The sequence below is a fragment of the Chelatococcus reniformis genome, assembly GCF_014640075.1.
Taxonomy (GTDB): Bacteria; Pseudomonadota; Alphaproteobacteria; order Rhizobiales; family Beijerinckiaceae; genus Camelimonas; species Camelimonas reniformis.
This window is the reverse complement of the sequence record NZ_BMGG01000002.1, coordinates 288,073-313,050: the sequence shown is the minus strand read 5'-3', so window position 1 is coordinate 313,050 and position 24,978 is coordinate 288,073. Positions and strand designations below refer to the sequence as shown.

Annotated in this window: 14 protein-coding genes; 9 read left to right on the top strand and 5 right to left on the bottom strand. The window is 69.1% G+C overall.

The features are described 5' to 3' along the window. Positions 1-65: 65 nt before the first annotated feature. Positions 66-548: a YciE/YciF ferroxidase family protein gene (locus tag IEW34_RS05915; RefSeq protein ID WP_188608231.1), complete on the bottom strand. Its 483-nt coding sequence runs from the start codon at positions 546-548 to the stop codon at positions 66-68. 638 nt (positions 549-1,186) lie between these two features. Beyond that, a complete protein-coding gene (locus IEW34_RS05910; RefSeq protein WP_188608230.1) occupies positions 1,187-1,387 on the bottom strand; it encodes a hypothetical protein in 201 nt (66 codons plus the stop codon). A 348-nt stretch (positions 1,388-1,735) separates the two neighbouring features. Here IEW34_RS05910 and IEW34_RS05905 point away from each other — a divergent pair, with 348 nt between their 5' ends. Beyond that, positions 1,736-1,894, top strand: coding sequence for a DUF3309 family protein (locus IEW34_RS05905; RefSeq protein ID WP_188608229.1), 159 nt, complete (start codon positions 1,736-1,738; stop codon positions 1,892-1,894). 11 nt (positions 1,895-1,905) lie between these two features. Beyond that, positions 1,906-2,136: a hypothetical protein gene (locus tag IEW34_RS05900; RefSeq protein WP_188608228.1), complete on the top strand. Its 231-nt coding sequence runs from the start codon at positions 1,906-1,908 to the stop codon at positions 2,134-2,136. 93 nt (positions 2,137-2,229) lie between these two features. Here IEW34_RS05900 and IEW34_RS05895 read toward each other — a convergent pair whose 3' ends face one another. Next, positions 2,230-2,499, bottom strand: a complete 270-nt coding sequence (locus IEW34_RS05895; protein WP_210324458.1) for a hypothetical protein — start codon at positions 2,497-2,499, stop codon at positions 2,230-2,232. A gap of 543 nt (positions 2,500-3,042) precedes the next feature. Here IEW34_RS05895 and IEW34_RS05890 point away from each other — a divergent pair. Further along, positions 3,043-3,342, top strand: a complete 300-nt coding sequence (locus tag IEW34_RS05890; RefSeq protein WP_188608226.1) for a hypothetical protein — start codon at positions 3,043-3,045, stop codon at positions 3,340-3,342. 119 nt (positions 3,343-3,461) lie between these two features. Here the strand turns inward: IEW34_RS05890 and IEW34_RS05885 are convergent, their stop codons facing one another. Both IEW34_RS05885 and IEW34_RS05880 read right to left on the bottom strand, forming a co-directional pair. Next, positions 3,462-3,926 carry a nucleotidyltransferase family protein gene (locus IEW34_RS05885; RefSeq protein ID WP_188608225.1) on the bottom strand — a complete coding sequence of 155 codons (465 nt, stop codon included), beginning with the start codon at positions 3,924-3,926 and terminating at the stop codon, positions 3,462-3,464. 34 nt (positions 3,927-3,960) lie between these two features. Continuing rightward, entirely contained in the window at positions 3,961-6,153 is a 2,193-nt protein-coding gene (locus tag IEW34_RS05880; protein ID WP_244641817.1) for a glycoside hydrolase family 3 N-terminal domain-containing protein, read from the bottom strand. A 334-nt stretch (positions 6,154-6,487) separates the two neighbouring features. On the opposite strand from IEW34_RS05880, the gene glgX reads away from it, so the two are divergent. The 6 genes from glgX (at position 6,488) to glgB (ending at position 24,481) form a co-directional block, all read left to right on the top strand. Beyond that, positions 6,488-8,593 carry a glycogen debranching protein GlgX gene (gene glgX / locus IEW34_RS05875; protein WP_188608223.1) on the top strand — a complete coding sequence of 702 codons (2,106 nt, stop codon included), beginning with the start codon at positions 6,488-6,490 and terminating at the stop codon, positions 8,591-8,593. After that, positions 8,593-10,425: a malto-oligosyltrehalose trehalohydrolase gene (gene treZ / locus IEW34_RS05870; protein WP_188608222.1), complete on the top strand. Its 1,833-nt coding sequence runs from the start codon at positions 8,593-8,595 to the stop codon at positions 10,423-10,425. Before glgX ends, treZ begins: the two co-directional genes overlap by 1 nt. Beyond that, positions 10,422-15,341: a malto-oligosyltrehalose synthase gene (locus tag IEW34_RS05865; protein ID WP_188608221.1), complete on the top strand. Its 4,920-nt coding sequence runs from the start codon at positions 10,422-10,424 to the stop codon at positions 15,339-15,341. Before treZ ends, IEW34_RS05865 begins: the two co-directional genes overlap by 4 nt. Before the next feature lie 7 nt (positions 15,342-15,348). Continuing rightward, complete coding sequence (locus tag IEW34_RS05860; RefSeq protein ID WP_188608220.1) at positions 15,349-18,756, top strand: maltotransferase domain-containing protein; 3,408 nt, start codon at positions 15,349-15,351, stop codon at positions 18,754-18,756. Between the two features lie 182 nt (positions 18,757-18,938). After that, entirely contained in the window at positions 18,939-22,238 is a 3,300-nt protein-coding gene (gene treS / locus IEW34_RS05855; RefSeq protein ID WP_188608219.1) for a maltose alpha-D-glucosyltransferase, read from the top strand. Then, positions 22,235-24,481, top strand: a complete 2,247-nt coding sequence (gene glgB / locus IEW34_RS05850) for a 1,4-alpha-glucan branching protein GlgB (RefSeq protein ID WP_188608218.1) — start codon at positions 22,235-22,237, stop codon at positions 24,479-24,481. The genes treS and glgB overlap by 4 nt, the downstream gene beginning before the upstream one ends. The last annotated feature ends 497 nt before the right edge of the window (positions 24,482-24,978 follow it).

Below are 24,978 nucleotides of genomic sequence, written 5' to 3'. Positions count from 1 at the left end.
CGACGGGCGGAGCATCGCCGATCGTCGACGATCGCACAACGCCCCGCCTTGCGCGCCGCCGCCGGTCAGGCTGCCTTCTTGTTGACCTTGGTGGTCGCCAGCTTCGTCAGCGTCGCATCGGCATTCTTCTCCTCCTGGAGCGTCTGGCCGAGTAGCGCCTTGATGTCGGTGTGGCCGAGTTGGGCCGCCCACTCGCACAAGGTGCCGTAGCGGGCGATCTCGTAGTGCTCGACCGCCTGGGCCGCGGCGACAATGCCCGCGTCGCGCACAGCGGGATCGTCGGCCTCGTCCATGACGCTCTTGGCCTCCTCGATGATGCCCTGGATCGCCTCGCAGGGCACGCCGCGGGCGCGCTTGTCTAGGCTCTCGAAAACCTGCTCCAGGCGTTCGACTTGGCCCTGGGTCTCCTCCTTGTGATGTTCCAGCGCCTTCTTCAGCTCCGGCGACGCGGCGGAACGCGCCATGCGGGGCAACGCCCGCAGGATCTGCTTCTCCGCGTAATAGATGTCCTTGAGCGTATGCAGAAACAGTTCGTTGAGATCTTTCAAGTCAGCCTCCTCGTTTGACCGGTTTGACAAGCAGGACCACGGGCGCAACCGCCTGCAACGCGACACTGCGCGGTGCCGCGTGTGAAACGACGATCAAGGACGGCGGCAGCGGCGCGACCTGTCGGCCCGCCCTATCCTGCCCGGGCTAAAGCGACTGGGATGGCTTATGTTCCGCGTAGGATGGGCATGGCGCCCGGGCCGCGCGCGAACGCGGCGGGACGCGTCAACGAGGCACCAGGGTCCTCGCCGCCTTGCCCGGCCGACGGCGTCCCCGGCCCGGGCCCGGGCGCAGGTCCCGGACCCGGCACGGCCGGGGGTCGGTCCGGCTCAGTCGCCGGCACCTCGACCGGCTGTGGCGCTGGCACCTCCTGCGGCGTGTGGCCGGGCGGAGACGGTGGCGGCGTCGGCTGAGGCGGCACCGGCTGCGGGTCGTACGGGGAATTAGGCTGAGGGCTCATCGCGGTCTCCATTGTTTGGACCAACGATGGGCGGAGAGCGCGGTTCCAGGTCGGCTCTCGACGGGCAGAGCTGCCTGGAGCTAGCTCAGCCTCGTGGGTTGACCTTTGACCTCATCCAACTGAAAGCCCGAGCGCGTCGCGAGGGCCCACACGGGCGCCGTCTCTGTGCTGCGCCAGGACCTATGCACCGTGCGGCAGCCCCCGCACGTGCCTCTCGGCCGCCGCCAGGGCTTGCTTGGCGACCAGGGCAGGATCGTAGACACCACCGGCGATCCTCTGAAGCGCGGCGCTGTAGAGCAGCATCTGCTCGGACGCATCCAATCCCGGTGGCACGTTATTCACATTTTCGGCCAGGGGCACGCTGGGTTCAAGGTCGGCCATATCGAACTCCTCACCCGGCGCGTTGCGCAGCCCGGCGCAGGTATCCAACGGCTGCCAACACCGGCTTGTTCCTATGAGCCTGTTTGGGAATTCGGCGGCGGACGGCCGGCGAGGGATTTTCGCGGTCCGGCGGCAAGCGATCTCAGCCGGTATCGGCAAAGATCGCCGACGCACCAGAGCGTGAAAGACCCATCGGACCGACCCGCCCGACATTTCCAATCTGGCTCTCAATACGTCGCCGCATCGACGGTCAGGTGGGCGCCCCATGCCATGACACCCACGCGCTGGGCGGACCTGGATCGTTTCTCGCGCGTTATGAGCGAGCCCTCAACGACAAGGACACGCCCCATGGGTCTCGGCACCATCCTCCTTATCATCCTCATTCTTCTGCTGGTCGGCGGCCTCCCGTCGTGGCCGTACTCGGCAGGATGGGGATACTATCCGTCGGGCATCATCGGCGTTCTGCTGGTCGTCGTGCTCATCTTGCTCCTGATGGGCAGGCTATAGGAGCGGCGACCATGCAGGACCTGACCGAGCACATCCGTGCGGCCGAAGCTGCCGCTGAAGCCGCGCCCGCGCCCAGGCCCGAGCCGGCGCTCGTCGACGTCATGGCCGAACTGGCCGCGTTGCGCGAGCAGCTCACGGCTATTGCTGCGCTGCTCGATCGACAGACGATCGCGCCCGCACCGAGGAAGACGCAAGACGACGCCCGCGTTCATGGCCCCATGCCTGGCGCGCGAAACGGGTGACGGCCCAACTACGGCGAAGGGCGGGTCCACCCGGCGAGCAGGGTGGACCAAAACAGATCGGGCGTGGTTGGGCGGCTGATCGCCCCTCCCGCCTCAATTCTTGAAGTGGACGCTGGCCGGCGCGTTGGAAGGCGTCGCTTGCCTGACCGCGCAACACGCGACGAAGAACCGCCGCAGACCGTCCTCGGCTGCCTCCATCGCGAGCTGCATCAGCTCGCCCGGAAGACCGGACAGTGAGCCGCTTTCACCGATCTGCGCGATAACGCGGGCTTCGATATGGCCAATTTCCGCGTTGGTCAGGGGCCCCCGCAATGCGGCGGCGGCCAGGTCGCTGTAGGCGTGGAGCAGCCCTGCGTTGACCATGGTTCCGATCGTTTCTGCCAAGCTCTGCTGTTGCAAGCTCTGCTGTTGTATGTCTCGCCGCAACGCCCTTTGCCTCGCGTCCCGCCACCTGTGCGCAGATCGGCCGGCCTGAGCGGAAGGGGCTGCCGATACACCCAAGCGGCCTGCCGGAGCACTGCCGGCCTCGCAGATGTGCTCAGCGTCAGCCACAACACTGCCCGGCCGACCAGTGGGTCGTCGTCGCAGACGACCAGACCCGCCTTTCCCCGGCGGCCACGCGCATCCCGTCCGCGCGGGGCTTTAAGGCGCCAGGATGAACAACACGCCGCCAGCGGCCCGTCGCCGCCGATTCCGCTGAGGTTTAGGTTCTATTTATATCGTCTAGATCTGGCCCCTTTGCCCCTTTTTGCAAATCTTATTCTTCCTGTTATTCATCAAGCGCGGCCATCCGTTCGAACATGACGGAGATACAGTTAAGAATACGATCTTCGTGTGATCCTTTTAGGCGGTGCTCGGAACAATGGGATCGAGGAGCCGTTCTCCCGCCATCACAAGGAGATCGTTATGACCAAGTATGCGCTGCCATTCGCCGCGGCTCTCCTGGCTGCCACCACTACACTCGCATCGGCGCAGGCGCCGGGCGGACAGGGCACGTGGGGCGGAAGCGCCAACAGCCCGACGTCCGACGGGACCAATCAGGGAGGCCCGCTCCAAGGTTCGCCGGTCATCGCGCCCGACGATCGCACGGGCTCGGTCGTCATCATCGAGGACGACGCCGGGCGGCGCATGCAGCCGGACGGTCAGGGCATCGACTCGAACGCGGCCGGCCGGCCCGGGGCTCCGCGGGCCTACCCGAACAGGTGATAGCCAGGCGCTCGCTCCTGACGCCCCGAGTCAGGGCGCGCGTGCGATCGGGCGATTCCGCCCCATCGCACGGCTCCGGCTCGTCCCGCACAGGTGTGAATCTCCGCGCGGGCGTTGCCTCAGGTGGGGTGACCGGCCACGTCGTAGATCAGCGTGTCCCCCGCCTCGGCGCAGAACTGCCGGACCCGGCACGGATCGCCGAGATCGGTGATGCGCAGGTCGGCCGGGATGCCAAGCAGCGCCGTCAGTTCAGCCCGCCATTGCGGCACGTCGAGGAACCAGATCGCGGCCCGCGTATGCCGTAGATCGTCCGAAACGGTGAGGGCGATGTCGAGGTCGCTGTCAGGACGGTGGACGCCCTTGCAGCGGCTTCCGAACAGCCTGACCTGTTCCACCCGCCGCTTGGAGCGCGCCCACGCGCGGATGATCCCGATCTGCCGTTCGGTCACGGCGAAGCCAAGAGGGCGAGGGGCGCGACTCATGATCCCGCTCACGTTCGACGCCCGTGAGCCCGAACGCAAGACGTGCCGGCTGCGGCGAGCGTTCACGCCACGCCGCGGCTCGTCGAAATCTTCCTCGACCAAGGGGCGCAATCCCGTGGGGCGGCGCTCGCCCGGCTCAGGGCATCGATGTCACGGAAAAGCGGGCCGTCAGCTCGGCGAGTGAGCTGCCGCCGACGAAGGCATCGAAGGCGCCGGGCTCGACCCGATAGATTCCGGCGTCGTCGTGAAAGCCGAGCGCTACGACCGGCACCGAGAGCACCACGTCCCGGCTCTCGCCCGGGGCGAGAGCGACCTTGGCGAAGGCCTTGAGTTCGCGCACCGGACGGCTGCGGCTCGCCACGGCATCGTGCACGTAGAGCTGGACCACCTCCCGAATGGTCCTACGCCCCGTGTTGGTGACGGTCACGGTGGCGCGCAGGGTGTCCGCACCCGAGAGCTCGCTCTGGTCCAGGTGCAGCTCGCCATAGCGGACGGCGCCGTAACTCAGACCCCAGCCGAAGGGGAACAGCGGTGTATGCTCGCCGTCCAGGTACTGCATGGTGAAGCGATTGCCTGGCTGGTAGGGCCGGCCGCTCGGCAACGCGTTGTAATAGATCGGCGACTGCCCCACGTGCCGCGGCCAGGTAAGCGGCAGCTTGGCACTGGGCGCCACGTCGCCGAACAGGATATCGGCGATGGCGTTGCCCGCCTCGGAGCCGAGGAACCACGTCATCAGCAGGGCCTGGATCCGGTCGGCGGCGCGACCCAGCTCCAGCGGCCGGCCGCCTGCCAGGAGCAGCACCACCGGCCGGCCGGTGGCGATCAGGCGATCGAGCAGCTCGGCTTGCCGTCCCGGCAGGGCGAGCGTCGTGCGCGACGCCGCCTCCCCGGTCATCTCCTGCGGCTCACCGAGCATGGCGACGACCACGTCGGCAGCCGCGGCCGCGGCGACGGCTGCGTCGAAGCCGTCCGTCGAGCCGCACTGCGGATCGCAACCCGGCGCGTAGGCGAGCGCGGCGCCCGCCGTCTCGGCCCGCCGCCGCAGGCCCGCGAGCGGCGTTACCACGTCCTCAGCACGCCCGTCGGCCCCATGCGGGCCGATCTGGTCGACAGCACTGGCCGCCAGTCCACCGATGAGCGCGATCCGTCGCCCGGCGAGGCCGCCGTCCCCGCCGAGCGGCAGCGTGGCGCCCCGGTTGGCCAGCAGAACGATCGCATCGCGCGCCGCCTCCCGCGCCAACGCCCGGCCGGCCGCCGTGAGCTGAGCCGGCTGGCCCGGCGGGTTCTGGGCCGCGACCGGATGCTCGTCGAGAAGCCCCAGTCGTTCCTTGACGCGGAGCACGCGCCGCACGCTCTCGTCCAGCGCTGCCTGCGGCACGCGGCCGGCCGCGACTTCATCCGCCAGATGCCGGTCGTAGAGCCCGCTCGCCAGGTCCATGTCGACGCCGGCGAGGATCGCCTTGCGCGCCGCCTCGGCCCCGTCGACGGCGACGCCATGGGCAATCAGTTCCCCGATCGAGTTCCAGTCGGACACGACGAAACCATCGAAGCCCCAGCGCCGGCGCAGGATGGTATCGAGCAACAGCGGGTTGGCGGTGGCGGGTACGCCGTTCAGCGCGTTGAGGCTGGCCATCACGGTCTCGCTGCCCGCCGCGACCGCTGCCGCGAACGGCGGCAGATAGACGTCCCACAGCAGGGCCGTCGGGATCTCGGCATTGTCGTAGTCGCGGCCGCCGACGGGCGCACCATAGCCGGCGAAATGCTTGACCGAGGTGGCGATGCCCGCAGCCCGCAGCCCGCGCACGCGCGCCGCCGTCAGCGCCGCGCCTAAAAGCGGGTCCTCGCCGAAGCCTTCGACGGCGCGGCCCCAGCGTGCATCGCGCGCCAGGTCGGCCATCGGTGCGAAGGTCCAGCGGATGCCGACGGCCCGTGCCTCGGCGCCGGCGAACGCGGACACGCGCTCGGCCAGATCCGGATCGAAGGCCGCGGCCTCGCCCAGCGGCACCGGAAACATGGTCCGAAAGCCGTGCAGGATATCGAGGCCGGCCAGCACGGGGACGGCGAGCCGCGCGCGCCGGGCCGCCCGTTGCACCGCGGCAATGGCATCGGCCCCGTCGAAGTTGATGACTGCGCCGACGCGGCCGGCCGGGAGCATGGCGGCGTCATAGCCGGGGCCGGCCGACACCAGGGTCAGCTGGCCGACCTTCTCGGCCACCGTCATGCGCTCGAACAGCGCCCGGGCACGGGGGCCGAGTTCGACCGCCGCTGCCGAGGGCGGCCCCAGCCCGAGCGCCAGCAGCGCGACCGCGCCGGCAGTCTGCCCCCGCACCGGTCTACCCCCGCGCCGCATCGTACCCTCTCGTGTTAATCACCGCTCAACTCGAAGCGAGCTTCTCGGGAACATTTCAGAAGTGCAATGGCTTTTGTCCGCATGCGGGCATGTGGGGGCTGCTCATGGCGATGGAGGAACACGCGCGCCGGCGGGCAGCCGCGGCGCGGGCGTGGCGCTGTGCCGTGGCGGGAGCCCGGGCCAAGTGCTATGGGGCGGACGCGTCTTACGCAGGCAGCGCCGTGACGGCGCCCGCCGCGCCCCCTCCCCCCACGACGGCTGACCGCGCCGGACACCCTGCGGCGGTCCGTTTCTCACGTCGAGATCAATAGCCATGCACGACCTTGAGGACGGCTCGCCGCAGCCGCTCGGCGCGACCTGGGATGGTCGAGGCGTCAACTTCGCGTTGTTCTCGGCCCATGCGACGGGCGTGGAGCTGTGCCTGTTCGACTCCCAGGGGCGGCGCGAGATCCGGCGCGTCAGGCTCCCCTGCTGCACCGACCAGGTCTGGCACGGCTACGTCGATGGCCTCAGGCCCGGACAGCTCTACGGCTACCGCGTGCATGGCCCCTACGACCCGGCCCAGGGGCACCGCTTCAACCCCAACAAGCTCCTGCTCGACCCCTACGCGCGCCAATTCCAGGGGAGCATCCGCTGGCACGACGCCGTGTTCGGCTATCGTACGGGCGCCCAGCGCGGCGATCTGACGGCCGATCGCCGCGACAGCGCGCCGATGATGCCAAAATGCGTCGTAGTGGATGCCTCCCACGACTGGGGTGATGACCACCCACCGCGCCACCTGTGGCGGGACACGCTGATCTACGAGGCCCACGTCAAGGGGCTCACCCAAGGTCATCCGCGCGTGCCGGAGATGCAGCGGGGCACCTACGCGGCCCTGGGTCATCCCGCGGTCGTCGAGCATCTGGTGAAGCTCGGCGTCACCTCGCTGGAGTTGCTGCCCATCCACGCTTTCGCCGACGACCGTTTCCTGGTGGAGAAGGGGCTCAAGAACTACTGGGGCTATTCCACCTACGGCTATTTCGCCCCGGATGCCCGCTATCTCGGCGTCGACGGGACCGTCGGCCTCAAGGCGGCGATCCGCACCCTGCACGACGCCGGCATCGAGGTGATCCTCGACGTGGTCTACAACCATACGGCCGAGGGCAACCACTTGGGACCGACGCTGTCGTTCCGGGGCATCGACAATGCCAGCTACTACAAGCTCTCGCCGGACAACCCGCGCTTCTACTGGGACACGACGGGGACGGGCAACACGGTCGACGTCAGCCATCCTCGCGTGCTGCAAATGGTGATGGATTCGCTGCGCCACTGGGTCGAGACCTACCACGTCGACGGCTTTCGCTTCGATCTGGCGCCGGTGCTGGGCCGCGATCCGCACGATTTCTCCGAGCGCGCCGGCTTCCTGCGCGCCATCGGACAGGATCCGGTGCTGTCCCGGGTCAAGCTCATCGCCGAGCCATGGGACGTGGGCGCCGACGGCTACCGCCTCGGCGGCTTCCCGCCCGGCTGGAGCGAGTGGAACGATCAGTTCCGCGACGTGCTGCGCAGCTTCTGGAAGAGCGATACGGGGCAGTTGCCCGCCCTCGCCCGGGTCATGGCCGGCTCGCGCGAGCTGTTCGAGCATACCGGGCGGCATCCCTGGGCGTCGGTCAACTTCATCAGCGCCCATGACGGCTACACGCTGCACGACCTGGTAAGCTACAACGAGCGCCACAACGAGGCGAACGGCGAGGACAACAAGGATGGCCATTCGCACAACCTGTCGTGGAACTGCGGGGTCGAAGGGCCGACCGATGACCCTGAGATCAACGCCCTGCGCGCCCGCCAGAAGCGCAACATGCTCACCACGGTGATGCTGTCGCAAGGCGTGCCGATGCTGCTGATGGGCGACGAGCTCTCGCGCACCCAGGACGGCAACAACAACGCCTATTGCCAGGACAACGACATCAGCTGGCTCGACTGGCGTCGCGACGCCAAGGTCGATCCGGACCTGCTGGCGTTCACTCAGGCACTCGTTCGCCTGCGCCGGCAGAACGACGCCTTTCGCCGTCGCAAGTTCCTCACCGGCGAGCCGGTCGCCCGCAACCACGGCTTGCGCGACGTCTACTGGCTGGCGCCGGACGGCCGCGAGATGACGCTCGACGATTGGAACGACGGCCTGCGTCGCACGATCGGCATCCAGCTCGGCAACGATGCCCGCGACGGTAAGCGCTTCCTGCTGCTGCTCAACGCCGACGAGCGCGAGATCCCCTTCACGCTGGACGAGACGTTGCCGGGTGAACGCTGGGTGGGCATCTTCGACACCATGGTCGCCACCGGCCTCGTCAAGGAACCAAAGATCCTCGCTGCCGGCGAGACCATCAAACTACCGCCACGCTCGTTTCTCCTGATGCAGCACGCGGCCGGCGAGACGCACTGATGTACCGCACCCACGCCATGCCCTTCGGGGCCGAGCTGTCCGACGAGGGCGTCCGCTTTGCCCTGTGGGCGCCGAACGCCGCCAAGGTCGAGCTCGTCGTCGACGGTGAGGCCCAGGAGATGACGGCAGCCGAGCAGGGCTGGCATCGTCTGGCGTCCGCCCGCGCCGCAGCCGGCAGCCGCTACGCCTTTCGCATCGACGACCGCCTCGAGGTGCCGGACCCCGCCTCGCGCTTCCAGCCGGACGACGTGCACGCGGCGAGCCTCGTGGTGGACCCCCGCGCCTACACCTGGACCGACGCACGCTGGACCGGCCGGCCCTGGAGCGAGACGGTGCTCTATGAGGTGCACGTCGGCACGGCGACGCCGGAGGGCACCTACGCGGCGCTCATGCCCAAGCTCGCCGAGCTCAAGGAGCTCGGCATCACCGCAATCGAGCTGCTTCCCATCGGCGATTTCGCGGGTCGCCGCAACTGGGGCTACGACGGCGTGCTGCCGTTCGCCCCGGATAGTGCCTACGGCGGCCCCGAGGACCTCAAGCGCCTCGTCGACCACGCGCACGGGCTCGGCCTGATGATGATCCTCGACGTCGTCTACAACCACTTCGGGCCGAGCGGGAACTACCTGCACGCCTACGCCGAATCCTTCTTCACGGACCGGCACCGCACGCCCTGGGGCGCCGGCATCAACTTCGATGGTGCCACCAGCGGCATCGTGCGCGACTACTTCGTCCACAACGCCCTGTACTGGCTGGAGGAGTACCATTTCGACGGGCTTCGCTTCGATGCGGTGCACGCCATCCTGGACGACGGCCGGCCGCACTTCATCGACGAGCTGGCGAACCGCATCCGCGACGCGATCCGCGGCCGTCATGTGCATCTGGTGCTGGAGAACGATGCCAACCAGGCCCGCTGGCTCGAACGGGATGACCGCGCCCGGCCGGTGCTGCACACGGCGCAATGGGCGGACGACATCCACAACGCCTGGCACGCGCTGCTGACCGGCGAAGCCGAGGGCTACTACGAGGACTACGCCGACCGGCCGCTCGAGCGGCTGTCGCGGGCGCTGGCCGAAGGCTTCGCCTATCAGGGCGATCCCTCGGCGCACAAGGGTGGCGCAGCGCGCGGCGAACCGTCCGCCCACCTGCCGCCGACGGCGTTCGTGGCCTTCCTGCAAAACCACGACCAGGTTGGCAACCGGGCCTTCGGCGAGCGCCTGTCCCGCCTCGTCCCCGAGGAGAAGCTGGCGCTGGCGCGGGCTGCGCTGCTGCTCGGCCCGCAGGTGCCGCTGCTGTTCATGGGCGAGGACTGGTCGGCATCCACGCCGTTCCAGTTCTTCGTCGATTTTGCGGACGATCCCACCCTGTCGGACGCGGTGCGCGAAGGCCGGCGGGCCGAGTTTGCGAAGTTCAAGGCGTTCAGCGATCCCGATGCGCGCGAGCGTGTGCCTGACCCGACGAGCGAGGACACCTTCCACCGCTCCGTACTCAACTGGAGCGAGGCGGACCAGCCCGCCCATCGGGCAGTGCGAGAGGACGTGCGGGAGTTGCTCGGCCTGCGGCAGCGGCATGTCGAGCCGCTCATCGCCTCGGGCTTCCGCGGTTCGCAACAAGACCTCACCGTGCCCGACATGCTCGACGTCACCTGGCGTTTCGACGCCGGGATGCTCCGCCTCCTGGCCAATGTGGGCTCGTTTCCGATCACGGTCGCCGTGGGCACCGCGAGGCCCATCTGGTCGCGGCACGCGACGACGACGCCCGGGCACGGACACAATCTGACGAGCAGCACGATGGCGCCCTGGGGCGGACTCGTGCTGGTGGAACCGGCGGCATGAGTGACGCCATCGTCGCGCAGCTGGCGCAGCTCGTCGGCATCTGGCCGCAATACGACGACGCCTTCGGCCGATCCAATGCCGCACCGGTCGAGACGCAGCGCGACATCCTGGCGGATTTCGGCCTGCCGACGGCAACCGAGGCGCAGGCGCGCGACAGCCTGGCGCGCGCCGAACAGCTCCTGCGCGGCCCGCTGCCGGCGCTGATCCCCACGGTGGCGGCCCGGCCCACGATGGTGCGGGTGCGCTATGCGGCCGGCACCACCGTGATCTGCCGGCTGACTGACGAGCGCGGTGCCGTGCACGAGGTCCGCACCCTTGTCGGCGGCGGTGCCGGAGGCGGGACGCTCACCCTGCCCGCGCTCGCCAGCGGCTACTGGCATCTGGCCGTCGACGTCGCGGACACACGCCACGAAGCCACGGTGATCTCCGCGCCGCGCCGGTGCTTCGAGGCGCCGGACCTGGCCGACGGCGCCAAGCTGTGGGGCATCACGGCCCAGATCTACAGCCTGCGCTCGGAGCATGACCTGGGCATCGGCGCGTTCACCGATGTGGGCGATGCGGGCTCCGCCGCGGGCAAGCTCGGCGCCTCGTTCCTTGGCCTCAGCCCGCTGCATGCCCTATTCGCCGACGACCGCAGCAAGATCTCCCCCTACGCGCCGTCGTCGCGGCTGTTCATCGACCCGCTCTACATCGACCCGACGGCCATCGAAGGCTTCGTCGGCTCGGACGCCGCACGGCTGGCCGCCGAGCCGGACATGGCCGCCGCGATCGCCGCCCAGCGGGCCGCGCCGCTGATCGACCACGCGGCGGTGTGGGCGATCAAGGCGCCGCTCCTCGAGGCCCTGTGGCGCGAGGCCGGCCCGCGCGCGGGCCCCGGTGCCCGCGCCTTCGCGACCTTCCGGCGCGCCCAGGGCGAGCTGCTGGAGGCTCACGCCACCTTCGAGGCCATTTTCGCCGCCCGTCTCGCGGCGGGCGAGATGTGGTCGGGCGAGTGGCCGCAGGGCCTTCGCACCGCCGCCTCCGAAGAGGTCGCGGCCTTTCGCCGCGAGCACGCGGACGAGATCGCCTACCGGGCCTGGCTGCAATGGCAGGCGGACCTCCAGCTCGCCGATGCGGCCGAGCGAGCGCAGGCCGCCGGCATGGGCATCGGCCTCTACCGGGACCTGGCCGTCGGTGCCGATCGCGGCGGCTCGGAGGTGTGGAGCGCGCCGGAGCGCTTCGGCCCGACGCTGTCGATCGGCGCACCGCCCGATCCGATCGCCGTCGGCGGTCAGAACTGGGGCCTGCCGCCCTTCGATCCGATGGCGCTCGCATCGCAAGGCCTTGCCGCCTTCCGCGCCCTGGTCGCCGCCAACATGCGCCACGCCGGTGCCATCCGCATCGACCACGCCTTCCAGCTCCGGCGCCTGTTCCTCATCCCGCAGGGGGCTCCGTCCTCGGCGGGCACCTACGTCGACTTCCCGTTCGACGCGATGATGGCGGTGCTGCGCCTGGAGAGCCATCGCCATCGCTGCCTGGTGATCGCCGAGGACCTGGGCAACGGCCCGCCCGGCTTTTCCGACGCCATCATGGACGCCGGTATCTTCAGCTACCGCGTGCTGTGGTTCGAGCGCGAGGGCGAGGGGCGCTTCTGCCCGCCGCAGGACTACCCGCCGCGCGCCCTCTCGGTGCTCACCACTCACGACCTGCCCACCTTCGCCGGCTGGTGGCGGGGGCTCGACATCGACCTGCGCCAGACCCTGGCGCTCTTCGACCGCGACACCGCGGAACAGGCGCGGGCCAGCCGCGACAGCGAGATCAGGGCCTTCGCCCAGGCGCTGGCCGAAGCAAGACTGCTGCCTGACGCCGAGCCGCCCAGCGAACCGCCGATCGAGGCGGCGGTGCGCTACCTGGCGCGCACCCAGTCGTCCCTGATGGGCGTGCAGCTGGAGGATGTGGCGCTCGAGCTCAATCAGGCCAACCTGCCCGGCCTCGATCAGGGGCATCCCAACTGGCGGCGCAGGCTGGCCATCGCCGTCGAGGCGTTGGCCGGCCCGGGCGGCGAACTCGCCAAGCTCGCCTCGGCCATCGCCGCCGAGGGTCGCGGGCCCAAGCCCCGCCCGGGCGTGCTCGCCGCGCCGCCGCCGCGCGCCACCTACCGCCTCCAGTTCCACAAGGGCTTCACCTTCGACGATGCCGCCGACATCGTCCCCTACCTTGCGCGCCTCGGCATCAGCCACGTCTACGCCTCGCCGATCCACACGGCCCGGCCCGGCTCGACACACGGCTACGACATCGTCGACCACGCCACGATCAACCCGGAGCTTGGCGGCGAGGCGGGCTTCGTGCGGCTCACCGACGCGCTGGCCGCGCACGGCCTGGGGCTCGTGCTCGACATCGTGCCCAACCACATGGGCGTCGGCGGCGCCGACAACGGCTGGTGGCTCTCGGTGCTGGAGTGGGGCGAACTCTCGCCGCACGCGGACAGCTTCGACATCGACTGGCAGCGGCTCGGGGCTGGCGGCCGTCTCGTCGTGCCCTTCCTCGGCGACCGCTATGGCGAGGCGTTGGAAAAGGGCGATCTGAAGCTCGCCTTCGATGCTGGCGAAGGCAGCTTCAGCGTCTGGCACTTCGAGCACCGCTTTCCCATCCGGCCCCTCGACTTTCCGGTGATCCTCGACCGTGCGTTGGCGGCCGCGGCCGGCGAGGTGCCGCCGGACATGCTCGCCATCAGCGAGCGCCTGCGCGCCATGGGCGAGGAGAGCGGTACGGAGCGCCGCCGTGCCTTTCCGGCGGAAGCGGAGGAGCTGAAACAGCGGCTCGCGGCCGCTGCTGCCGCCTCGCCCGCGCTCACCCGGGCGATCGGTCGCGCCGTGACCCTGATCAACGGCGTCCCCGGCGTGCCGGAGAGCTTCGGCACCCTGCACCGGCTGCTGGAGACGCAGTCCTACCGCCTCGCCCACTGGCGGGTAGCCGCCAGCGACATCAACTACCGCCGTTTCTTCGACATCAACGGCCTGGCAGGGCTCAGGATCGAGAAGCCGGACATCTTCGAGGCAACACACGCCACCGTCTTCCGCTACATCCACGAAGGCCGCATCCAGGGTCTGCGCATCGACCACATCGACGGGCTCGCGGACCCGGAAGGCTATGCCCGCGCGCTGCAGCGGGCGGTCGGACCGGGCTTTTACATCGTCGTCGAGAAGATTCTCGAGCCTGGTGAAAGCCTGCGCCCTTGGCCGATCGCCGGCACGACCGGCTACGACGCGCTCAACGCGCTCGACGGCGTGCTCGTCGCGGAGGCCAACGGCGAGCGCTTCAGCCGGATCTACCGTGCCCATTCGGACCTGGAGGGGCCCTACGACCGGCTGCTGCGCCGTGCCAAGCGCGAGGTCATCCAGAACTCGTTCGCGAGCGAATTGGAAGGCCTGGTCTCCGACCTGAAGCGCACCGCCGACGCGGATCGGCGTACGCGCGATTATCCGGCGACGGCCCTGCGCCTGGCGCTGACCGAGATCATCACCCGCTTTCCCGTCTATCGCACCTATCTCACCGACGAGGAGCCGACGCCCGACGACCGGGCCTTGATCGACGACAGCGTCGATGCCGCCAAGCGCCGTAGCGCGCTCCCCGACCGCTCGGTGCACGACTTCGTGCGCTCGGCCCTGCTCGGCGAGATCGACGTCGAAGGACCGGGTCGGCCCGATCCTGATCTGATCCGCCGCTTTTGCCTGCGCTTCCAGCAGCTCACCGGCCCGGTGATGGCCAAGAGCCTGGAGGACACGCTGTTCTACCGGTACGGGCGGCTGCTCGCCCTCAACGAGGTGGGCGGCGATCCCGGCCATTTCGGCATCAGCGTGGCGAGCTTCCACGAGCAGAACCGAGACCGGGCCCGCGCCTGGCCGGATGCGCTGGTGGCCACGGCGACCCACGACACCAAGCGCGGCGAGGACGCACGCTCCCGGCTGCTCGCCCTGTCGGAGCTGCCCGAAGCCTGGGAGCAGGCGCTCGCCGACTGGCGGGCCATCGCCCGGCCGTTCGTCGCCGAGACCGACGAGGGCTCGCAGCCCGACGACAATGATCAGGTGCTGCTGCTCCAGGCGCTGCTGGGCGCCTGGCCGCTGGAGCTGCTGGCGCCCGCACGCGGAAGCGGCTCCGAGGCCTGGGAAGCCCTTCGGGAACGCCTCAGCGGCTTCATCGTCAAGGCGCTGCGCGAGGCCAAGCGTTACACCAGCTGGGTCAACCCGGACGAAGACTACGAGCGCGCCGCCCTGGAGCTGATGCGCCGCGTCGTCGTCCCCGACGGCCCGTTCGTCCGCGCCTTCACCCCGCTGCTGACGCGGCTCGCCGCCATCGGCATGGTCAACGGACTGACGCGGACGGTCCTCAAGTGCGCCGTGCCGGGAGTGCCCGACATCTACCAGGGCACGGAGTTCTGGGACCTCGCTCTGGTCGACCCGGACAACCGGCGGCCGATCGACTACACGGCCCGCCTGCGGGCGCTCGACGCGCTCGAGGAGGGCGCCGATGCGGGTGCGCTCCTCGCCGATTGGCGGGACGGGCGCATCAAGCAGTGGCTGCTCGCCCGCCTGCTCGCCGATCGGGCCGCCGCCCCGCAGCTCTACGCCGACGGCGACTATCACCCGTTGCCGGCGACCGGCGCCAAGGCGCGCCACTGCCTCGCCTTCCGCCGCTCGTCGGGCGGCCACCATCGTGTCGTCGTCGTGCCACGGCTGGTCGCCACACTGACGGCGGAGGGCACGCTGCCCCTTGGCACCGACGTCTGGAGCGACACGCGGCTCATCCTGCCGCCGGGTCGCTGGGGCGACGTGCTCACCGGGCGTGAGGCCTTGCCGGGCCCGGACGGCGGCATCGCCGTCGGGGAACTTGTCCAAACCCTGCCGATTGCTGTGCTGAGGACGATCGATGAAGGCTGAGCCTGCCATGAACATCAGCAGCGACATCCGTCCCGTCGGCCGCGACCGGGCGGCCGCCTCCCCATCCCCCGGAGACCGGAGGGCAACAGCCGTAGCCGCATGCACGCCCGCCGGGCCGCGCATCTACAACCTGTTTCCGCTGCTCGTCGGCACGGTCCAGGCCTGGCGCGGCGAGCTGCCGCGCATCGCCGCCATGGGCTTCGACTGGGTCTATCTCAACCCCTTCCATCAGTCCGGATCCTCCGGCAGCCTCTACGCCATCAAGGACCCCCGGCGCCTCGACGCCCGCTTCCGCGACGCGGACGGCGCCGACGACGACGCCCAGATCGCGCGCTTCGTTGCCGATGCGGCCGGCCAGTCGCTCAAGGTGATGATCGACCTGGTTATCAACCATACGGCCAGGGACGCGCTGCTCACCCAGGAGCTGCCGCATGCCTTCCGGCGGACCGCGGACGGCGAGCTGGTGAGCCCGTTCGCCGTCGATCCGGTCGATCCGAGCGTGCGCACCGAGTGGACGGATCTGGCCGAGCTGGACTACGAGAACGAGGCCGCCCGCACCGACCTGCTGACCTATTGGAAGCGCTATGTGGCCCATATGCAGGGCCTCGGCGTCACAGGCTTCCGCTGCGACGCGGCCTACAAGGTCCCCGCCGAAGTCTGGGCCGAGCTGATCGCCGACGCCAAGACCCGCGATGGAGCCGCCGTCTTCGCCGCCGAGACGCTCGGCTGCACGTTCGACGAGACCAGGCGGATCGCCGCCGCCGGCTTCGACTACCTCTTCAACTCGTTCGCCTGGTGGGACCTGCGCGAGCCTTGGGCGATCGAGCAGTACCAGGCGCTGCGCACGCTCGCGCCATCCATCGCCTTTCCCGAGAACCACGACATGGCGCGGCTGGCGAGCGAGCACGATCCCGGCGACATCGCCGGCATCGCACGCTACCTCAAGCTCCGCTATGCGCTGGCCGGCTGCTTCTCGACCGGCGTGCTGATGCCCATCGGCTATGAATGGGGCTATCGCCGGCCCCTGCACGTGGTCGAGACCCGCCCTGGCGATGCGGAGACTACGGGCATCGACATTTCCGCCTTCATTCGCGCCTTCAACCGCCTGCGCCCGACGGTGCCGGCGCTCAATACGGAGGGTGCGCTCGTGCGCCTCTCGGCGCCGGACGAGCCGCTGCTGGTGCTGGCCCGCTACGAGGGCGCCCATCCGCTGGTGGCCGAAAGCGTCGCCATCATCGTCGCCAACCCGGGCGGGCAGGAGGCTCATGCCGGCGTGGGGCCGCTGATGAGCCGCGTCGGCGGCGTCTTCTCGCGCTTCACGGCCCTGCGCTTCGCCGAACCGGCGGCCGCAGCCGAGGCCGTCGACGCGGCGCAGCAGCTCGTGCTCGCGCCCGGTGAGGTGGTGGTGCTCAGCGCCGCCAAGCCGGCGCGGTCGGCGGACGCAGGCGAAGCGCCCGACGGCGGCGGCCGCGTGATCATCGAGCGCGTGGCGCCGCAGGTGGACGGCGGCGCGACCCCGGTCAAGCGCGTCGTCGGCGAGGTCGTCGAGGTCAGCGCCGACATCTTCAGCGACGGCCACGACAAGATCGCCGCCGAGGTGCTCTTTCGGACGGCCGCTGAGGCGGAGTGGCGGCGCGCGCCCATGGCCTTCGTCGACAACGACCGCTGGGCCGGCCACTTCCCGGTCGAGGAGAACACCCGCTACCTCTACACGATCGAAGCCTGGCGCGACCCCTTCGCTTCCTGGCTGTGGGAGGTGGAGCGCAAGCACGGCGCCGGGCAGGACGTGCGGCTGGAGACCATCGAGGGCGTGCACATGGCCGAGCACGCAGCCGCCGCGGCGGCTGCCGGCGGCAGCGCGGACGCGCCAGCTCTGACCGCCCTGCTCGCCGAGCTGAAGCGGCATGCGGACGGCGCGCCGGCGCAGCTCGCCGCCCTGACGGATGAGCGCAACGCGGCCCTGGTCGCCCGCAACGCCGAGCGCGCCCAGCTCTCCACTCACCCCACCCTCGAGCTCATTGGCGACCGCCTCGCCGCGCGTTTCAGCTCCTGGTACGAGCTGTTTCCGCGCTCGCAATCCGGCGACCCCGGGCGCCACGGCACCTTCCGCGACGTCATCGGCCGCCTGCCCTACGTGCGCGACATGGGCTTCGACGTGCTGTATTTCCCGCCCATCCACCCGATCGGCACGAGCCATCGCAAGGGCAGGAACAATTCGCTGACGGCCGTCGAGGGCGACGTCGGCAGTGTCTATGCCATCGGCTCGCCCGACGGCGGCCACGACGCGGTACACCCGCAGCTGGGCTCGATCGAGGACTTCCGCGCCCTCGTTGCCGCGGCCTTCGACCACGGGCTGGAGATCGCCCTCGATTTCGCCATCCAGTGCTCGCCCGACCATCCGTGGATCAAGCAGCATCCCGAATGGTTCGACTGGCGGCCGGACGGGACACTGAAATACGCCGAAAACCCACCGAAGAAATACGAGGACATCGTCAACGTCGACTTCTACCGCGCCGGCCTGCCGTCGCTGTGGGTCGCGCTGCGCGACGTCGTGCTGTTCTGGTGCGACCAGGGGGTGCGCATCTTCCGCGTCGACAACCCCCACACCAAGCCCCTGCCGTTCTGGCGCTGGTTGATCCGCAGCGTCAACGACCGGCACCCGGACGCGATTTTCCTGGCCGAAGCGTTCACCCGGCCCAAGATGATGCGCGCCCTCGCCAAGGCCGGCTTCCAGCAATCCTACACCTACTTTACCTGGCGCACCGGCAAGCAGGAGATCATCGACTATATCGTCGAGTTGTCGACCAGCGAGATGGCCGAGTATTACCGGCCGAACTTTTTCGTCAACACGCCCGACATCAATCCATTCTACCTGCAGACCAGCGGACCGGCCGGCTTTAGGGTGCGGGCGGCGCTCGGCGCCCTCCTGTCATCGGTGTGGGGCGTGTATTCGAGCTTCGAGATGTGCGAGGCCGAGCCGCTGCCGGGCCGGGAGGAGTATCTCAACAGCGAGAAGTACGAGATCAAGGCGTGGGACCTGGCCCGGCCCGGCCACATCCGCGACTTCATCACCCGCCTCAACGCCATCCGGCGCGACAACCGGGCGCTGCAGGATTTCCGCAACGTGCTGTTCCTGAACGCCTGGAACGACAACATCCTGGCCTTCGCCCGCATCACGCCGGAGCGGGACGACTGCGTGCTGGTGCTGATCAACCTCGACCCGCACAACCGACAGGAGTGCACCTACGAGGTGCCGCTGTGGCAGTTCGGCCTGCCCGACGACGCCTCGATCGATGCCGAAGATCTGTTGGCGGGTGGCAGCTTCACGCTCTACGGCAAGACCCACCGCATCGCGCTGGAACCGGACAGCCGGCCCGTCGTGGTCTGGCGCCTCAAGCCGCCGGCGGCGGCTTGAGGCGCCGCCCTGCGCCGCGGCCGGCGCAGCGGACAAGGCGCCGGTTTTCCGCACCTTTCCGCCGCTCTTGTGCCCGGAAGCTTGTTCCCCTTATGCGTCACTGAGCGGGTTCGCCTAGCCGGATTCGCCGGCAGCGCGCAGACCCGCACCGGAGCCGCCGCCCCTCATTCGACGAGGTCTCCATGATCGACCGCAGCGACACCCAGTGGTACCGCGACGCCATCATCTATCAGGTCCACGTCAAGTCGTTTTTCGATTCCGACGACGACGGCATGGGTGATTTCATCGGCCTCACCGAGAAGCTCGACTACATCAAGGAGCTCGGCGCCACCGCGATCTGGCTGATGCCGTTCTATCCCTCGCCCCTACGGGACGACGGCTACGACATCGCCGACTACCGCAGCGTGAACCCGAGCTACGGGAGTATGCGCGACTTTCGCAAGTTCGTGCGCGAGGCGCATGAGCGCGGCATCCGCGTCATCATCGAGCTGGTCATCAACCACACGTCCGACCAGCATCCCTGGTTCCAGCGCGCCCGGCGCGCCAAGCCGGGCTCGGCCGCCCGCAATTTCTACGTCTGGGCGGACACCGACCAGCAGTATGCCGGCACGCGCATCATCTTCCTCGACACCGAGAAGTCGAACTGGTCGTGGGACCCGGTGGCCCAGGCCTACTACTGGCACCGCTTCTACGCGCACCAGCCCGACCTCAACTTCGACAATCCGCGCGTGCTGGAGGCGGTGGTCGACACCATGCACTTCTGGCTCGACATGGGCGTCGACGGCATGCGCCTGGACGCCATTCCCTACATCATCGAGCGGGAAGGTACCAATTGCGAGAACCTTCCCGAGACGCACGACGTGATCAAGAAGATCCGCGCCGCGCTGGACGAGCGCTATCCCGACCGCATGCTGCTCGCCGAAGCCAACCAGTGGCCCGAGGACACCGCTCCCTACTTCGGCGACGGCGACGAGTGCCACATGGCGTTCCACTTCCCATTGATGCCGCGCATGTACATGGCCGTGGCTCAGGAGGAGCGGAACCCGATCACCGACATCATGCGGCAGACGCCGGACATTCCGGCCAACTGCCAGTGGGCCATCTTCCTGCGCAACCACGACGAGCTAACGCTCGAGATGGTGACCGAAAAGGAGCGCGACTACCTCTGGAAGTTCTACGCCGCCGACAGCCGCGCCCGCATCAACCTGGGCATCCGCCGCCGCCTGGCGCCGCTGCTGGAGAACGACCGTCGCAAGACCGAGTTGCTGGTGAGCCTGCTGCTCTCCATGCCGGGAACGCCCGTGCTCTATTACGGCGACGAGATCGGCATGGGCGACAACATCTACCTGGGCGACCGCGATGGCGTGCGCACGCCCATGCAATGGTCCCCCGACCGCAATGGCGGGTTCAGCCGCTCCGATCCGGCCCGCCTGTTCCTGCCGGCGATCCAGGATCCGATCTATGGCTTCAACGCCGTCAACGTCGAGAGCCAGCGGCGCAGCCCGTCGAGCCTGCTCAACTGGCTGAAGCGCCTGATTGCCGTGCGGCACAACAGCCGTGCCTTCGGGCGCGGCACTTTGCGTTTTCTCTATCCGGAGAACCGCAAGATCCTCGCCTACGTTCGCGAGCTGGATAGCAACGACCGCGTGCTGTGCGTCGCCAATCTGTCGCGCGGCCCCCAGGCGGTCGAGCTCGACCTGTCGGACTACAAGGGCATCCGCCCCGTCGAGATGACCGCGGGCTCCGTGTTCCCCCGCATCGGCGATCTGTCCTACCTGCTCACCCTGCCTGGCTACGGCTTCTATTGGTTCAAGCTGGATTCGCCGAGCACGGACGAGGATCGCTTCGGCCCGCGGGCGGCGCCGGAGCTGTTCACGCTGGTGCTGGCAGGGCCGCCGGAGGACGTGCTCACGGGACGGGAGCGGGTCGCCTTCGAGCGCAACGTCATGCCGCCTTACGTTGCCAGCCGGCGCTGGTTCGGCGGCAAGACCACACGGATCGTCTCTGCCACCATCGCCGATACCGCCGTGATCGACAGCCGCGACGGGAAGGACAAGTTCCTGCTTCCGCGCCTCGACGTGAAGCTGCGCGATGGCCAGACCCAGGACTATTTCACCCCGCTGGCGATCGACGAGGACGACGAGGACGAGGCGCTGCTGCCCTACGCGGTGGCGCGACTGCGGCGCGGCCCGCGCATGGGCCTGCTCTTCGGCGCTGCCTCCTCGGCGGAATTCGCACTGACGGTCGTGGCGGCCATGAAGCGCGGCCAAACCGTCGCGACACAGCAGGGCGGTGAGATCCGCTTCGTTGGCACCCGGCGGCTCGAGGCATACGGCTCGATCGATCCGCTCGATGTGGCCCGGCTCGGCGCCGAGCAGAGCAACACGTCCATTGCGCTCGGCTCGCGCATGGTGCTCAAGCTGTACCGGCGGCTGCAGGATGGGCCCCATCCGGAGATCGAGGTCGGCCACTTCCTGACCGACGTAGCGGGGTTCGCCAACACCCCGGCCCTGCTCGGCTGGATGGAGCATATCGACAGCGAGGGCACGACGACCGCGCTGGCCGTGCTACAGCGCTTCGTGCGCAACCAGGGCGACGCCTGGCGCCTGGCGGTCGAAGCCACCAAGCGCGAGATCGACCAGCTCGTCATCCTGCCTCCCGACGAGATGCCGTCGATCACCCAGGCTTTCGGCATCATCGGCCACTATGCGGTCATCATCGGCCAGCGCACGGCTGAGATGCATCTTGCGTTCGCCACACCGACGACGGATGCCGCCTTCGCCGCTGAGCCGCTCGCCGGGGACGATGTGAGCGCGATGGCCGCCGACGCCCGCGGCCAGGCCGCCCGCGCCTTTTCCGCCCTCAAACACGCTTTGGCCGAGGCGGCCGACCCCAACGCCGACCGCCCCCTGAGCGACACGGCGATTGCGCTGATCGAGGCGCTGCTGCAGCGCGAGGCCGATTGCTTCGCGCTGATCAGCCGGCTCGACGTGGCGCCGGTCGGCGCCCTCAAGACGCGGGTTCATGGCGACTATCATCTGGGTCAGGTGCTCATCGTCGCCGACGACGTGACGATCGTCGACTTCGAGGGGGAGCCGTCGCGCCCAGCGGATGAGCGGCGGCGCAAGACGACGCCGCTGCGCGACGTTGCCGGCATGCTGCGCTCGTTCTCCTACATGGCCGAAACGGCGGTGCGTCAGTTGGCCACCACCCTCCCCGAGACCGGCGCCCGCGCCCGCGCCATCGCTGCGGAATGGGAACAGCTCGGCAGCCGCTCGTTCCTCGATGCCTATGAGGCCGCCTGTCGCGGCAGCCCGGTGTGGACGGAAGACGCGGCGACGCAGCAGCGCCTTCTCGCCCTCGCGCTCATCGGCAAGGCGCTCTACGAGATCAACTACGAAGCCAACAACCGGCCCGACTGGATCGAAATCCCGATCCGAGGCGTTCTCTCCATTCTCGACCAGGAGACGAACGCCCAATGAAGACGGACCAGGCACCGCCTCGCAACGAAACTGCGCCGCCGCCCCCCGCGAGAGCGGCGCTGGCCCAGGCGGTCGTGGACGCCATGGTGCGAGCCGAGCACGGCGACCCGTTCTCGGTCCTCGGCCCGCACCGCATCGCCCCGGGGCTTTGGGAGATCCGCGTGCTGCTTCCCGGCGCCCGCACTGTCACGCTGATCGAGCGGGACCGCGATGCCGACATTAAGGCCATGGAACGCCGCCACGACGCCGGCTTCTTCGTTGCGCGGCTGTCGGCGCGGGAAACGCCCGCCTACCGCCTGCGCGTCGAGACCGACCAAGGCAGCGTCATCCGCCATGATCCGTATCGCTTCGGCCCCGTCTGGAGCGACGCGGATCTCGCCGGCACGCGGGACGTCGGCGGCGACGCGGTCGCGGCCGTCTTCGGCGGCCATGCGCGCACCGCCGAGGACGTCGCCGGCATCGTCTTCACGGTCTGGGCTCCCAACGCGCGCCGTGTCAGCGTCGTGGGGGACTTCAACGGCTGGGACGGGCGGGTCCATCCCATGCGGCTGCGCCACAGCGCCGGCGCCTGGGAGCTGTTCGTGCCGGAGCTCGGCAACGGGCAGCGCTACAAGTTCGAGATCAAGGGGGCCGACGGGGGCCTGCGCCTGAAGGCGGACCCGGTCGCCCTCGCCGCCGAGCGGCCGCCGGCCACCGCCTCCGTGCTGAGCGGCACGTCGCTGCCCGCCTGGCGCGACAGCGAATGGATGGCGGCGCGCGCGCGCGCCGAGCCGCGTCGCGCGCCCATGACCATTTATGAATGCCACCTGGGCTCGTGGGCCCGAGTCCCCGACGAAGGCCACCGGTACCTGACGTACCGGGAGCTCGCCGACCGGCTGATCCCCTACGTCAAGGACATGGGCTTCACCCATATCGAATTGCTGCCGATCACCGAATACCCGTTCGACGGCTCGTGGGGCTATCAGCCGGTGTCGCTCTACGCGCCGACCAGCCGTTTCGGCACGCCCGAGGATTTCGCGCATTTCGTCGAGGTGGCGCACCGGGAGGGCATCGGCATCCTGCTCGACTGGGTGCCGGGGCATTTCCCGAACGATCCCCACGGCCTTGCATTGTTCGACGGCACCCATCTCTACGAGCACGCTGATCCGCGCCAAGGCTTCCACCAGGACTGGGGCACCTACATCTACAACTTCGGCCGCCAGGAGGTCGCGAGCTTCCTCATCGCCAACGCCCGCTTCTGGCTCGAGCGCTACCATCTCGACGGGCTGCGTGTCGACGCAGTCGCCTCCATGCTCTACCTCGACTATTCGCGCCGGCCCGGCGAATGGGTGCCGAACCGCTATGGCGGCAACGAGAATCTCGACGCCATCGACTTCATGCGTCGCATGAACGAGGTAACCTACGGCCACAATCCAGGCGTCATCACCGTCGCCGAGGAATCGACAGCCTGGCCGGGTGTCTCGCACCCGACCTATACGGGCGGCCTGGGTTTCGGCTTCAAGTGGAACATGGGGTGGATGCACGACACTCTCCGCTACATCGGCTACGACCCCGTGCATCGTCGCTATCACCACGACGACCTGACCTTCGGCTTGCTCTACGCCTTCTCCGAGAACTTCGTTCTGCCGATCTCCCACGACGAGGTCGTGCACGGCAAAGGATCGCTCATCGGCCGCATGCCCGGCGACGCCTGGCAGCGCTTCGCCAATCTGCGCGCTTACCTCGGCTTCATGTGGGGCCATCCCGGCAAGAAGCTCCTGTTCATGGGCTGCGAGTTCGGGCAGGAGCGCGAATGGAACCACGACGCCAGCCTCGACTGGCATCTGCTCGATCAGCCCGAGCACCGGGGGGTTCAAACGCTGGTGCGGGATCTCAACCGCGTCTACCGCGACTACCCTGCCCTGCACGAGCGCGACACCGAGCCGGCCGGCTTCCAATGGCTGGTGTCCGACGACCGCGACAATTCGGTGATCATCTGGGCGCGCAAAGGCATGGACCCGGACAAGATCGTCCTCGTGGTGTCGAACTTCACGCCGGTGCCGCGCGAGGGCTACCGCTTCGGGGTGCCGCTGCCAGGCTTCTACCGGGAGATCCTGAACACCGATGCCGCCGTCTACGGCGGCAGCAACGTCGGCAATCAGGGCGGCGTCACCACCGACACCATTGCCAGCCACGGCCAGCACCAATCGCTGGCGCTGACGTTGCCGCCGCTGGCGACAGTGATCCTCGCCCGCGAGCCGTGAGCGGATTGGAGCCGGGCGCCTCGCTGCCGCCCCGCGGCTCCCCATAGGGGCACTTGGCGCGTTGATCCCTTGCAGCCCATGCGGCGAGCCCCGCGCCACACGCCCGCTGACGGCTTCACCCGGCCGTGAGCCGAAGCCCCTGGTCTGAAGCAGCGCCCCTGGTGTCCCCCACTGCGCGACACGTGGGACACCAGGTCGGGCGGCCGCGACCCGGAAAGATTGCGCCAAAAGGCCCTTGCAGCGAGATCTCGGCACTCCGCCACCGCGGGCCCGGGCAGCCCTCGACCCTACGGCCTGCGGACGGGGCTCACCAACGTCCGTCTCTACAAGTAGCAAAGATCCTATCCGCCGCTGATCGGCCGGACGCAACCGAACGAGCCCGTCGCGCGGTCCGCGCTGCCCATCGGCCTAGAGCATTTCCGCGTTTCTTCGAAACGCCGAAGTGCTCTATCTGTTTGATTCATCGCGTTTTCTTCACGCGAACCGGCGTCCACTTC

Coding starts and splice junctions, on each gene's coding strand:
- glgX (WP_188608223.1), top strand. CDS start 6,488: ATGCACGACCTTGAGGACGGCTCGCCGCAGCCGCTCGGCGCGACCTGG.
- treZ (WP_188608222.1), top strand. CDS start 8,593: ATGTACCGCACCCACGCCATGCCCTTCGGGGCCGAGCTGTCCGACGAG.
- IEW34_RS05905 (WP_188608229.1), top strand. CDS start 1,736: ATGGGTCTCGGCACCATCCTCCTTATCATCCTCATTCTTCTGCTGGTC.
- IEW34_RS05910 (WP_188608230.1), bottom strand. CDS start 1,387: ATGGCCGACCTTGAACCCAGCGTGCCCCTGGCCGAAAATGTGAATAAC.
- IEW34_RS05890 (WP_188608226.1), top strand. CDS start 3,043: ATGACCAAGTATGCGCTGCCATTCGCCGCGGCTCTCCTGGCTGCCACC.
- IEW34_RS05865 (WP_188608221.1), top strand. CDS start 10,422: ATGAGTGACGCCATCGTCGCGCAGCTGGCGCAGCTCGTCGGCATCTGG.
- IEW34_RS05900 (WP_188608228.1), top strand. CDS start 1,906: ATGCAGGACCTGACCGAGCACATCCGTGCGGCCGAAGCTGCCGCTGAA.
- glgB (WP_188608218.1), top strand. CDS start 22,235: ATGAAGACGGACCAGGCACCGCCTCGCAACGAAACTGCGCCGCCGCCC.
- treS (WP_188608219.1), top strand. CDS start 18,939: ATGATCGACCGCAGCGACACCCAGTGGTACCGCGACGCCATCATCTAT.
- IEW34_RS05895 (WP_210324458.1), bottom strand. CDS start 2,499: ATGGTCAACGCAGGGCTGCTCCACGCCTACAGCGACCTGGCCGCCGCC.
- IEW34_RS05860 (WP_188608220.1), top strand. CDS start 15,349: ATGAACATCAGCAGCGACATCCGTCCCGTCGGCCGCGACCGGGCGGCC.